At 60.0% G+C, this 13,246-nt stretch carries 10 protein-coding genes; 9 read left to right on the top strand and 1 reads right to left on the bottom strand.

The window, feature by feature from the left end; genetic code table 11:
* Positions 1-1,110, top strand: a complete 1,110-nt coding sequence (locus tag ACZZ0Q_RS14500; RefSeq protein WP_463560700.1) for a cyclic nucleotide-binding domain-containing protein — start codon at positions 1-3, stop codon at positions 1,108-1,110.
* 258 nt (positions 1,111-1,368) lie between these two features.
* On the opposite strand, the gene ACZZ0Q_RS14495 is transcribed toward ACZZ0Q_RS14500, so the two are convergent.
* Positions 1,369-2,316 carry a DUF1853 family protein gene (locus tag ACZZ0Q_RS14495; protein WP_463560699.1) on the bottom strand — a complete coding sequence of 316 codons (948 nt, stop codon included), beginning with the start codon at positions 2,314-2,316 and terminating at the stop codon, positions 1,369-1,371.
* Positions 2,317-2,446: 130 nt separating this feature from the next.
* On the opposite strand from ACZZ0Q_RS14495, the gene ACZZ0Q_RS14490 reads away from it, so the two are divergent.
* The 8 genes from ACZZ0Q_RS14490 (at position 2,447) to ACZZ0Q_RS14455 (ending at position 12,906) form a co-directional block, all read left to right on the top strand.
* Positions 2,447-3,337, top strand: coding sequence for an NAD(+) kinase (locus ACZZ0Q_RS14490; RefSeq protein ID WP_122451244.1), 891 nt, complete (start codon positions 2,447-2,449; stop codon positions 3,335-3,337).
* Positions 3,337-4,314 carry a metallophosphoesterase gene (locus ACZZ0Q_RS14485; protein ID WP_463541815.1) on the top strand — a complete coding sequence of 326 codons (978 nt, stop codon included), beginning with the start codon at positions 3,337-3,339 and terminating at the stop codon, positions 4,312-4,314. The genes ACZZ0Q_RS14490 and ACZZ0Q_RS14485 overlap by 1 nt, the downstream gene beginning before the upstream one ends.
* 22 nt (positions 4,315-4,336) lie before the next feature.
* Positions 4,337-5,203, top strand: coding sequence for a rhomboid family intramembrane serine protease (locus tag ACZZ0Q_RS14480; RefSeq protein WP_463542325.1), 867 nt, complete (start codon positions 4,337-4,339; stop codon positions 5,201-5,203).
* A 27-nt stretch (positions 5,204-5,230) separates the two neighbouring features.
* Positions 5,231-5,491 (top strand): DUF1315 family protein, encoded by a 261-nt coding sequence (locus tag ACZZ0Q_RS14475; protein WP_122451247.1) that lies wholly within the window; start codon positions 5,231-5,233, stop codon positions 5,489-5,491.
* Positions 5,488-6,315, top strand: a complete 828-nt coding sequence (locus ACZZ0Q_RS14470; RefSeq protein ID WP_463541816.1) for a DUF2797 domain-containing protein — start codon at positions 5,488-5,490, stop codon at positions 6,313-6,315. The genes ACZZ0Q_RS14475 and ACZZ0Q_RS14470 overlap by 4 nt, the downstream gene beginning before the upstream one ends.
* A gap of 17 nt (positions 6,316-6,332) precedes the next feature.
* Positions 6,333-8,996 (top strand): aminopeptidase N, encoded by a 2,664-nt coding sequence (pepN, locus tag ACZZ0Q_RS14465; RefSeq protein WP_463541817.1) that lies wholly within the window; start codon positions 6,333-6,335, stop codon positions 8,994-8,996.
* Positions 8,997-9,519: 523 nt separating this feature from the next.
* A complete protein-coding gene (locus tag ACZZ0Q_RS14460) occupies positions 9,520-11,469 on the top strand; it encodes a DUF1302 domain-containing protein (RefSeq protein ID WP_463541818.1) in 1,950 nt (649 codons plus the stop codon).
* Between the two features lie 66 nt (positions 11,470-11,535).
* Positions 11,536-12,906 carry a DUF1329 domain-containing protein gene (locus tag ACZZ0Q_RS14455; protein ID WP_463541819.1) on the top strand — a complete coding sequence of 457 codons (1,371 nt, stop codon included), beginning with the start codon at positions 11,536-11,538 and terminating at the stop codon, positions 12,904-12,906.
* Positions 12,907-13,246 lie beyond the last annotated feature (340 nt).

Here is a 13,246-nt window from a genome sequence, read left to right as displayed (position 1 = left end):
ATGAGTGAACCCCTGAACCTTGAGCAACTGCGCAGCCTGACGCCGCTCAACGTGCTGTCGGAGCAACAGTGGCGCGAATTGCGCAGCCAACTGGTGCCGCAGCCGATGCTGGCCGGGCAGCTGTTGTTCAGGGCGGGCGACCAGGCGCGGGTTACGTATTTCCTGCTGGCCGGCGAGTTGATACTGACCGACGCCGACGGCCGCAAACAGCGCTTGCAGGCCGGCAGCGAAGCCAGCTGCCATCCCGTGTCACCCAACCTGCCGCGCCTGCACGAAGCACGGGCGCTCACCGACATCAGCATTCTGGTGCTCGACAGCGCGACCCTCACGCGCCTGCTGACATGGCGCCTGGCGTATCAGGATTTGCTGCTGGAGCTGGGCCAACGCGGCGGTGACGTCGAATGGCTGGAGCGTCTGCTGCAAAACCCGCTGTTCGCCAAAGTGCCGCCGCCGAACGTACGGGCCATGCTCGACCGCTTGCAGCGCCTGGAACTGAAAGCGGGCAGCACCGTGCTTAGCGAAGGCGAAACCGGTGACTGCTGCTTTTTCCTCAACAGCGGCCGCGCGGAAGTGATGCGCAGCGCCGGCAGTGAAAGACAGGTGCTGGCCGAACTGGAAGAGGGCGCCTGCTTTGGCGAAGAAGCGCTGCTGGCCGACCAGCCGCGCAACGCCACGGTGACCATGCTCGAAGACGGCGTGGTGCTGCGCCTGGACCGCCAGGATTTTTTCGCCCTGCTCAAAGCGCCGATTGTCGACGAGGTGTCGTTCGGCGAAGCGGCGCGGCTGCTATCGGCCGGTGCGCAGTGGCTGGACGTGCGCCTGCAAGAAGAATACGAACGCGGCCACGCCCTGGAATCGCTGAACATGCCGCTGCAACTGCTGCGCTTGAAAGCGCGGCTGCTGGACAAAACCCGCACCTACCTGTGCTACTGCGACAGCGGTACGCGCAGTGCCAGCGCGGTGTTTTTGCTCTCGCAGCTGGGGTTTAACGCTTATGCGTTGCGTGACGGGTTGGGTGCGTTGCCGGCGGTGTTGCGTGACGGGTTGCTGTGTGAGAGCGGGTCGGGGTATTTGGCGCGGTCGGGGGGGAGGACGGAGCGGAGTCGGTAGGGTTGTTTTTGGGTTCGAGATGCGGTCGGGAAGCGAGGTTGCCTGAACGAGCCTGGATTCCGAATCGTCGGACCGCCGCCTTCGCGGGAATGACGGTGCTCTCTACACATAACGCCGACACATCCGAGATTCTGGATCCCCGCGTTCGCGAGGATGACGGTGAGTTGATTAGAGACATCCGTCATTCCCGCGCAGGCGGGAATCCAGAATTTTGAGCCGAGCGGTGATGCCTCGGCGAACGACGAGAACCAAGCCCCTTCACCCACCCCACCGCGGCCACCCATCCCCCACCAAAAACACCCGCTCCGCCTCCCGCCAATCCCCACTTCCATCCCGCGCAAACCGCACCAACAACTGCGCCTGCGCGTCCACCTCCAGCTCCCCCAGCCACTGCGCAAACCGCTCAGCCGTCCACACCGTGTCTGCCTGTTCCCGCGCCGGTGCCAGCCAGGTTTGCCGAGGAATCGGCTGCCACAGCCCTGCGCCTTCTCGCTCGGCCGCAAACGCGGCCCAGTCTTTGCGATGCAGCCAGCGCCCACGTAAATGCTCAGCCAAGGCGCCGGCTGGCGGTTCGCTGTGGCCAGGCCAGGGATAAAAGAGGTAACCGGCCAACCACAGTTGCGGCTGCACGTTGGCAATGCCCAGCTCGGCCAGTGCCGCTTGCGCTTGCGGCGTGGCAGACAGCGGCAGTTGGTGGTCTTGCAGGTGGCTGAGCTTGCGTGCCAGGCGGTCCTGGCTGCCGGGGCCGAGCCATTCGTGGGCGTTGCGGCCGTCGCCCTGTTGCGGGCCGAGGTAGAGCTTGATGGCCAGTTCCTGATGGTGCACGCCGTCGTCGTCTTGCAGCAGCAAATCCAGCTCGCCCAGCGTATGCCCGCCCTCGCGAATCGCCAGGTTGGCGGCCAGCAAGTGCACGCCAGGCGCGGCCATCAGGGCAAATTGCCAGAGGCGTTCGTAGTACAAACCTAAGCGCCGAATGCTGTGCTGCGCGAGCCAAGCGGTGAGCGCAGCAGGGTCGCGGTCGAGTTGCTGCAGCCAGTCGGCCAGTTGTTCAGGCGCCGCGGCCCAGGTGCTGGCGGTTAACGGATGACGTTGCGGGCAATGCGCGGGGTCCAATAGGGGTGGCGACAGCAGCACCCAGGCCAGGTCGCGCACGGCGGGCTGGTGCAGGTGCTGGGGCAGGGCGGTGAGCGTGGGAAAAAGCGTCATGTTGCGAGCATAGCGGGTCGCTGGGGTGAAGTGCGCCTTGGTTTGGCCCGCAGCTTTCGCCCATAATTACGTTCACCTCTCTGGATAGAGGGCGTCTTTTCATTTTCTGCCAGCGTCTGCCAGGAGCCTCATGGAGCAATTTCGCAATATCGGCATCATTGGCCGCTTGGGCAGTTCGCAGGTGCTGGACACCATCCGCCGCCTGAAAAAACTGCTTATCGAGCGCCAGTTGCACGTGATCCTTGAGGACACCATCGCCGAGGTGTTGCCTGGCCATGGCCTGCAAACCTCATCGCGCAAAAGCCTGGGCGAAGCCTGCGATCTGGTGATTGTGGTCGGCGGTGACGGCAGCATGCTTGGCGCCGCGCGCGCCCTGGCGCAGTTCAATGTGCCGGTGCTGGGCATCAACCGGGGCAGCCTCGGGTTTCTTACCGACATTCGCCCCGACGAACTCGAAAGCAAAGTCGCCGAAGTGCTCGACGGCCAGTATCTGGTGGAAAACCGCTTCCTGTTGCAAGCCGAAGTGCGCCGTCACGCTGAAGTGATTGGCCAGGGCGATGCACTGAACGATGTGGTGCTGCACCCCGGCAAATCGACGCGCATGATCGAGTTCGAACTGCACATCGATGGCCAATTCGTGTGCAGCCAGAAGGCCGACGGCCTGATCGTCGCCACGCCTACTGGCTCTACCGCGTACGCCTTGTCGGCCGGCGGCCCGATCATGCATCCCAAGCTCGACGCCATTGTCGTGGTGCCGATGTACCCGCACACCTTGTCGAGCCGCCCGATTGTGGTGGACGGCAACAGTGAGCTGAAAATCGTCGCCTCGAAAGACATGCAGATTTATCCGCAAGTGTCGTGCGACGGGCAGAACCATTTCACCTGCGCCCCTGGCGACACGCTGATTGTCAGCAAGAAGCCGCAGAAACTGCGCCTGATTCATCCGCTGGACCACAACTATTACGAAGTTTGCCGGACCAAGTTGGGGTGGGGCAGTCGCCTAGGGGGCGGTAACGACTGATGGAACTCGATGCGGCGCGCGGGTATGACTTGATTGGGGACGTGCATGGTTGCGCGCACACCCTGGCGCGCCTGCTCGACGGCCTCGGCTACCAACGCCAGGGCGGCGTGTGGCGTCACCCGCGGCGCATGGCAATTTTCCTGGGCGATATCGTCGACCGTGGCCCGCGTATTCGCGAGGCGCTGCACATGGTGCATGACATGGTCGAAGCCGGGCAGGCGCTGTGCATCATGGGCAACCACGAATTTGATGCCCTCGGCTGGAGCACGCCGGCGCCGCCCGGCAGCGGCCGCCAGTTCGTCCGCGAGCACACGCCACGCAACGCCCGCCTGATTACCCAAAGCCTCGCGCAATTCGATGCCTATCCCCATGAATGGCGCGAATTCCAGCGCTGGTTTTACGAGCTGCCGCTGTTTATCGACGCCGGGCATTTTCGCGTGGTGCACGCCTGCTGGGACGCCGGCCTGATCGACTCGCTGCGCGCTCAGCACCCCGACGGCCGTGTCGATGAAGCGTTTATCCAGGCCTCGGCAGTGCCGGGCAGCTTCGCCAATAAAGTCTTCAGCCGCTTGCTGCGTGGCACGGACATGCGCCTGCCCGATGGCCTGACGCTCACCAGCGGCGACGGCTATACCCGCGCCTTCTTTCGCACCAAGTTCTGGGAAGAAGACCCGCAAACCTACGGCGATATCGTCTTCCAGCCCGACGCCTTGCCCGAAGACGTGGCGCGCACGCCGCTAACCCCGCAAGAGAAAACCCAATTGCTGCGCTATGGCCCGAAAGAGCCGCCGCTGTTTGTCGGCCACTACTGGCGCAAAGGCCGGCCGGCGCCGATTCGGCCGAACTTGGCCTGCCTCGATTACAGCGCCGTGCTGTACGGCAAGCTGGTGGCCTATCGCATGGACCAGGAAACCCGCATCGATCCGAATAAATTCGCCTGGGTAGACGTCGAGCGCCCGGAGGTTCCCGTTGAGTGACACGGCATCGAGTGCTAACGCCATGAACCCGGTTGAAGTGTTGCGCCTGCCGGTGAGCGTCAATCTGGCCGGCTTCGTTCAGCTGTTGCAGCGCTTGCAGGTGCCGCACCGGGTGAGCGAAGAGTCGGGCGAGCAGGTGCTGTGGGTGCCCGGCGAGCAGTTGGCGGCGGATGTGCGCGGGTTGTATCAGCAGTATCCGGATGGCGATCCCGAGCAGCGGTTGCAGGTGCCGGAGCAGGAAAAGCCGGTGAAGGTCGGGTTTGTCGCGCAGCTGCGGCAGAGCCCGCTGACCACGTTAATGATGGTGCTGACGTTGATCGTCGCAGGCATCACCTTGCTGGGCGACAACTTCGACGCCATCCGCTGGCTGAGCTGGATGGATTTTCACGTCTCCGGCGACTACGCCACCTTTGTGCCCTGGTCAGACAGCATGGCCGCCGGCCAATACTGGCGGCTGATCACGCCGATCTTCATTCACTTCGGCATCTTGCATCTGGCTATGAACGGCATGTGGTACTGGGAGCTGGGGCGGCGCATTGAGTCGTACCAAGGCGGTATCGCGCTGCTGGGCCTGACGCTGCTGTTCGGCCTGGCCTCCAACGCGGTGCAGTTCTGGTGGGCGGGGCCGTCGATTTTTGGCGGGCTGTCCGGCGTGCTCTACGGCCTGCTTGGCCACTGTTGGATTTACCAGTTACTGGCCCCAAATCGTGCTTACCACTTACCCAAAGGCGTGGTGGTGATGATGCTGATCTGGCTGGTCATCTGCATGAGCGGCATTACCGAGGTGGCCGGCATTGGCGCCATCGCCAACGGCGCGCATGTCGGCGGTCTCGTTATGGGCTGCCTCACCGGTCTGCTGGGCGGTGCACTGGCGCGCCGTCGTCGTTAAACTGCGACTTTGTTTTTGGAGGCGAATATGTCGTCCTTTGCTGAAATGATTGAAAACATCACCCCCGATATCTACGAAAGCCTGAAGCTGGCGGTGGAAATTGGTAAGTGGTCGGACGGGCGCAAGCTCACCCAGGAACAGAAAGAACTGAGCATGCAGGCGGTTATCGCCTGGGAACTGCAAAACCTGCCGGAAGACCAGCGCACCGGTTACATGGCCGTGCAGGAATGCAGCTCGAAATCGAAAACCGTGCCGAACATTCTGTTTAAGTCGGACGCTATCCATTGAGTGAATTGGGTCGCGGTGCCTTGAGCAAAATGGCCGCCCGCCTGGGCGCGCCGGTGCAGTACGCGTTTCGGTTGGGTGACGACGAAATTCCGGTCAACCCGCTGATCGGCAAGACCGTGCGGTTGGAGTATCTGGGTGCGATTCATTGCAGCCATTGCGGCCGCAAAACCAAAACCAGCTTCAGTCAGGGTTATTGCTACCCGTGCATGACCAAGCTGGCGCAGTGCGACACCTGCATGATGAGCCCCGAGCGTTGCCACCATGAGGCCGGCACCTGCCGCGAGCCGGAATGGGCGGCGCAGTTCTGCATGACCGATCACATTGTTTATCTGGCCAATTCGTCGGGCGTGAAAGTGGGCATTACCCGCGCGACGCAAGTGCCAACCCGCTGGCTCGACCAGGGCGCCAGCCAGGCGCTGCCGATCATGCGCGTTAGCACCCGCCAGCAATCGGGCTTTGTCGAAGACTTGCTGCGCACCCAGGTGGCCGACAAAACCAACTGGCGCGCCTTGCTGAAAAGCCACGCCGCGCCGGTCGAACTCAAAGCCGTACGCGAGCAGATATTCGCCGCCTGCGCCGAAGGGATGCTGGGTTTGCAGCAGCGCTTTGGCTTGCAGGCGATTCAGGCGCTGACCGACGTTGAGCCCATCGAGATCACGTATCCGATCGAGGCGTACCCGGCCAAGATAACCCGCTTTAATCTGGATAAAGACCCCATCGCCGAAGGCACGCTGCTGGGCATCAAGGGCCAATACCTGATGTTCGATACCGGCGTTATCAATATCCGCAAATACACGGCCTACCAACTGGCCGTGCATTCCTGAACGTAAGGGCAACTGCCATGCGCACCGAACAACCGAAGATGATTTACCTGAAGGACTATCAGGCGCCGGATTACCTGATCGACGAAACCCATCTGACTTTCGAGTTGTTCGAGGACCACACTCTGGTTCACGCGCAGCTGGTGATGCGCCGCAACCCGCTGCGTGGCGAAGGCCTGCCGCAGCTGGTGCTGGACGGCCAGGAGCTGGAACTGTTGTCCCTGAGCCTGGACGGCAAAACCCTGGAGCCGGGCGACTACCAGCTCAGCGACAGCCACCTGACCCTGCAACCGGCCGGCGAGCGCTTCGTCATCGACAGCAGCGTGCGCATTCACCCGGAAACCAACACCGCGCTGGAAGGCTTGTACAAATCCAGCGGCATGTTCTGCACCCAATGCGAGGCCGAAGGCTTCCGCAAAATCACCTACTACCTCGACCGCCCGGACGTGATGAGCAAGTTCACCACGACCCTCAGCGCCGAACAGCACAAATACCCCGTGCTGCTTTCCAACGGCAACCCGATTGCCAGTGGCCCGGAAGAAGGCGAGGGCGGCCGCCATTGGGCGACGTGGGAAGACCCGTTTATGAAGCCCGCCTATTTGTTCGCGCTGGTAGCGGGCGATTTGTGGTGCATCGAAGACACCTTCACCACCATGAGCAACCGCGAAGTGGCGCTGCGCATTTATGTCGAGCCGGAAAACATCGACAAATGCCAGCACGCCATGGACAGCCTGAAAAAATCCATGCGCTGGGATGAAGAGGTCTACGGCCGCGAATACGATCTGGATATTTTCATGATCGTCGCCGTGAACGACTTCAACATGGGCGCCATGGAAAACAAGGGCCTGAACATCTTCAACTCCAGCTGCGTGCTGGCCAAAGCCGACACCGCCACCGACGCCGCGCACCAGCGCGTTGAAGGCGTGGTGGCGCACGAGTACTTCCACAACTGGTCCGGCAACCGCGTCACCTGCCGCGACTGGTTCCAGCTGTCGCTTAAAGAGGGCTTCACCGTGTACCGCGACGCCGAGTTCTCGGCCGACATGAATTCGCGCACGGTCAAACGCATTGAGGACGTGGCCTACCTACGCACCCACCAATTCGCCGAAGACGCCGGCCCCATGGCTCACGCCGTGCGCCCGGACAGCTTTATCGAGATTTCCAACTTCTACACCCTGACCGTGTACGAAAAGGGCTCGGAAGTGGTGCGCATGCTCCACACCCTGCTGGGCAACGAGGGTTTCCGTAAAGGCAGCGACCTGTACTTCGAGCGCCACGACGGTCAGGCCGTCACCTGCGACGACTTTATCAAGGCCATGGAAGACGCCAACGGTGCCGACTTCACCCAGTTCAAACGCTGGTACAGCCAAGCCGGCACACCGCGTTTGCAGGTGAGCGAGGCGTATGACGCCGACGCGAAAACCTACACCCTGATCTTCCGCCAAAGCTGCCCGCCAACACCGGGGCAGACTGAAAAACTGCCATTCGTGATTCCCGTTGAGCTGGGCTTGCTCGGCACCCAGGGCCAGGCACTGACGTTGAAGCTGCAAGGTGAGAGCGGGCCGCGCGGCGAGTCCACGGTTATTGCCGTGACCGAAGCCGAGCAGCGCTTCACCTTTGTGGAAGTGACCGAGCAGCCGTTGCCCTCGTTGCTGCGCGGCTTGTCGGCGCCGGTGAAGCTGAGCTTCCCATACAACCGCGACCAACTGATGTTCCTCATGCAACACGACGCCGACGGCTTCAACCGTTGGGAGGCCGGCCAGCAGCTGTCGGTGCAAGTGCTGCAAGAGCTGATCGGCCAGCATCAACGCGGCGAAGCGCTGGTGCTGGATCAGCGTCTGATCACTGCGCTGGGCACCGTGCTCAGCGATACCAGCCTCGATCAGGCCATGGTCGCCGAAATGCTGTCGCTGCCAAGCGAGGCGTACCTCACTGAAATCAGCGAAGTGGCAGACGTCGACGCCATTCACAGCGCCCGTGAATTCGCCCGTCAGCAACTGGCCGAGGCCTTGTTCGAGCCGCTGTGGCAGCGTTATCAGCAGAACCGCGAGGTCTCGCGTAACAGTGAGTACGTGGCGCAAGCCGAGCATTTCGCCCGCCGCAGCCTGCAAAACATCGCGCTCTCATACTTAATGCTGAGTGGCAAACCGCAAGTGCTCACCGCGTGCCTGGAGCAGTACGAGGCGTGCGACAACATGACCGAGCGCCTCACCGCGCTGGCCGTATTGGTCAATTCGCCGTTCGAGGCCGAGAAAGCCAAGGCGTTGGCGGCGTTTGCCGAACACTTCAAAGACAACCCGTTGGTGATGGATCAGTGGTTCAGCGTGCAAGCGGCGAGCGCTCTGCCTGGCGGTTTAGCGCGCGTTAAAGCGCTGATGGAACACCCGGCCTTCACCCTGAAAAACCCCAACAAGGTACGTGCGTTGATCGGTGCGTTCGCCGGGCAAAACCTGATCAACTTCCACAGCGCCGATGGCTCGGGCTACCGCTTCCTGGCGGACCTGGTCATCACCCTGAATGGCTTCAATCCGCAGATCGCTTCGCGGCAATTGGCGCCGCTGACCCGCTGGCGCAAATACGATGCCGGCCGTCAGGCGCTTATGAAGGCCGAGCTAGAGCGGATTCTCGCCTCTGGCGAGCTGTCGTCCGACGTCTATGAAGTGGTCAGCAAGAGCCTTGCTTAAGATTTGATTCATCCCTTTCCTGAAAAACAAAAAGTGTTACTGGCAAAGTGCCGGTAACACTTTTTTGTTACTTACTGAAATAACGCGCCCGCTGCTTAGTAGAAAACCCTTAATAGGTTGGGGGTTTGCCCTTGACTGTTTTCTGATTGTGCGGCCAGGAATTAATGCCCGAACCCAGGCGAGTGGCTATCCGCGCCACATCGTAGGACAAACCGCGCAATTATTTCCTGAATAGTAGGTGAGTTGGTTAATGAATGATCAGTCACGTCTCGGCTGACAAACCATAAAACCTTGGCGTCATTAAATTGAATTAAAACGCTTGTTTGGCACCATGGTTGCATTGCTCGACTGTAATTGGCCCCGCAATGGTGCAGACAATGCGCTGGGGTGCGTGCTAGACGCGTTGGAAGGGGATCTTCCAATCAACTAAAAAGACCGCCTCTAAACAGCGGCGTACATGAGCCCGCTCGCTGTTAAGCGTGGGCCGATAAGAATAACGATCTGTCCACGGAGTAAAGTCTCGATGGAATTCAAATCCCGTAGTCCTATGTTGCGTTTCGCGCCGTCCAAGGCAGGCTTTGCCTTCGCCGGTCTTCTGCCGTTGCTGGTGGCTGTTCAAGCCCAGGCCGTGGAATTCAGCTTTGCCGACAATGAAGTCAGCGGTTCCATCGACACCACCGTGTCTTACGGCCAGTTGTGGCGCGTACAGGGTCGTGACAAAGGCAACGACGACATCAACACCAACGACGGCAACCGTAACTTCGACACCGGTCTGGTTTCCGAGGTGTATAAAATCACTTCCGACCTGGAAGCGACCTACAAGAACTACGGTGTGTTCGTGCGTGGTACTGCTTTCTATGACACGCAGATCATGGATAAGCGCAACGACTACAACGACAACAACAATCCGAATCAGCCGAGCCAGACTTCTCCGAACAGCTCGAGTTTTACCTACGAAACTCGCCACAAGGCTGGTCGTGATGCTCAGCTTCTTGATGCCTACGTTTACGGCAACTGGGACGTCGCGGATCTGCCTGTAACCGCTCGCCTGGGTAACCAAGTATTCAATTGGGGCGAAGGCCTGTTTTACCGCGGTGGCGTAAACACCACTAACCCGGTAGACGCCGCGAAATTCCGCCTGCCAGGTTCGGAGCTAAAGGAAGTGCTGGTCCCGGTTGAAGCGCTGAGCTTCAACATCGGTCTGACCGACAACCTGTCGATGGAAACTTTCTACCAGTTCAACTGGAAAGAATCGGCGATCGACCCGGTTGGTACTTACTTCTCCGAGACCGACCTGTTTGCTGATGGCGGCAATATTGCTTACTCCAATCAGCCGGCTCTGATTCCAGCAGGCACCTTTTATCCTGGCTTGAGCGCGGCCGGAATCGCTGGTCTGGCAGGCGGCCGTAACGTCGACGCTAACGGCAACATTCAGGTTGCGCGTATTGGCTCTGACATAAACGCAAAAAATGATGGCCAGTACGGCGTCAACTTCAAGTACATAGCTGAAGAGCTTAACTCCACTGAGTTCGGCGCTTACTTTGTTAACTACCATTCCAAAGAGCCGACCATTGCAGCAGACCTGGGTGACTATCAGGGCGTTAACGTGGTTGGGCTTGCGCAGACATTGTGTGCCTTGAATGGCGGTGGTGGTGCGTGTGCCGGTCCAGCTGGTTTCGGTAGTTTCCTGACGGCCGCCGGTGGCTTGACCACTATTGATGTGGCTAACCAAGTAAACGCACGTCGTGAGTACGCCGAAGACATCCGTATGTACGGTTTCAGCTTCAACACCACCGTGGGTAATGCTTCGGTATTCGGTGAGCTGGCTTACCGGCCAAACCTGCCTATCGGCATCGCTACCACCAACGACCTGCTGGGCGATCTGCTTCGCCAGGCCGCTCCGTTGGCGAGCGGCAGCACCGTGAATATCGGTGGTCAGAATGTTCGGCTGGGCAACGAAATCCACAACGTCGAGCGCGTGGAGGCTTACAACACCTCTCTGGGCACTATCTATAACTTCGGTCCTTCGGTCGGCTTCGATTCCCTGTTCGGCGTGTTCGAACTGGCGTCCGAGCATCTGCGCGGTAGCGACCTGAAGTACACCGACTTCCAAGGCAACACTAAGTACTACTCCGGTCGCGGCAACAGCTCCTACATCAGCGGCGCTGACCGTGACGACCAGGTCAACAAAAACGCATACGGCTTCACCACTGTGCTCTCAGGTACCTGGAACGACGTATACGCTGGCGTGAACGTTTCCCCGTACGTCGTCTACAAAAACGACTTCGAAGGTAACTCCTACCAGACCGGTAACTTCATCGAAGGCCGTCAGGCTTACACCCTTGGCGTTAAAGCCAGCTACCTGAACAGCCTGGAAGGCGAGTTGGCCTACACCGAGTTCTCGGGTGCTGGCAAAAACAACGCCAGCCGTGACCGCGACAACATCGGCGTCAACGTTAAGTACTCGTTCTAACACCCTCTATATAAGAAGCCGGGCGCCTACGGGCGCTCGGACGATGATTGACCACGGAGAATTAAGATGCTGAAAAAGCACACGCTGATTAGTGCAGCGATCGCACTGGCGTTTACCGCCGGTAGCGCGCTGGCCGCTGTTTCGTCTTCGGAAGCCGCCAAGCTGGGCACTACGCTGACGCCGTTCGGCGCCGAGAAAGCGGGTAACGCGGCAGGCACCATTCCGGCTTGGACTGGCGGTATCACCAAGGCACCGGCTGGCTACAAAACCCCGGGCCAGCACCATGTCGATCCGTTCGCTGACGACAAGCCGCTGTTCACCATCACCAAAGCCAACATGGACCAGTACAAGGCCAACCTGACTCCAGGCCAGATCGCCTTGTTCAACGCCTACCCAACTGACTACCAGTTGCCGGTGTACCCGACCCGTCGCTCCGGCTCCGCGCCGCAGTGGGTCTATGACAACACCCAGAAAAACGCCACCACCGCCAAACTGCTCGATGGCGGCAACGGTTTCGCCGACGCATACGGCGGCATTCCGTTCCCGATTCCGCAGAACGGCGTTGAAGCGGTGTGGAACCACATTGCTCGTTATCGCGGCACCTACATCGTGCGTCGCGCTTCGGAAGTAGCCGTGCAGCGCAATGGCGATTTCACCCTGGTGACTTCGCAGCAAGAAGCGATGTTCCGGTTCTACGATCCGAAAAGTAACTACTCGAACCTGAACAACATCCTGTTCTACTACCTGTCCTTCACCAAGAGCCCGGCACGCCTGGCTGGCGGCGCGGTACTGGTACACGAGACCTTGGATCAGGTGAAAGAGCCGCGTCAGGCCTGGGGCTACAACGCCGGTCAGCGTCGCGTACGTCGCGCGCCGAACCTGGCTTACGACACCCCGATTGCTGCCGCTGACGGCCTGCGTACTGCAGACGACACCGACATGTTCAACGGCTCGCCAGACCGCTACGACTGGAAGCTGATCGGCAAGAAAGAAATCTACATTCCGTACAACAACTACAAAATCAGCAGCCCCGACGTGAAATACGCCGACCTGCTGAAAGTAGGCCACCTGAACCCGGCTTACACCCGTTATGAACTGCACCGTGTGTGGGTAGTTGAAGGCACGCTGAAAGCTGGCGCCCGTCACATCTACTCCAAGCGCGTACTGTTCCTCGACGAGGACAGCTGGCAAGCAGCAGAAGTGGACCAATACGACGGCCGTGGCGAACTGTGGCGCGTGTCGTTGGCATACCTGAAAAACTTCTACGAACTGCCAACCACCTGGACTGCCCTGGACGTGTTCCACGACCTGCAAGCCCGTCGCTACCACGTACAGAACCTGGACAACGAAGAGCCGACCACCATCGACTTCAGCCAGCCGATTCCAGACGACGGCTACTTCAAGCCCGCTGCTCTGCGTCGTCGCGGTACGCGTTAACAGCGTGATGGTGTAGGAGCGGCTTCAGCCGCGATGCTCTTGAGGTAAAAAAGCATCGCGACTGAAGTCGCTCCCACAGAGTTCAGGGTTCGTTCCTACAAGACCATAGGCAACACAACTCAGGTTGTGTAGTGTTCGGCAAAGGCCGCTACAGTCGTAGCGGCTTTTGTGCATCAGGGGTATCTATTCCGATGCATCAGAGGTGCCTATAACGCGTCAATCACGCGGGTTTGCCTTAACAAAACATAACGTCACGTTGATTGTCAGACCTTTCGAAAGCTGGATAGGATAGGCGGCCTGCAAAAAGGCTGATATCCCATAACAATAAAGGGGAAAGGTG

The organism is Pseudomonas sp. AC070 (assembly GCF_979258635.1).
This window is presented reverse-complemented; position numbering and strand designations above follow the sequence as displayed.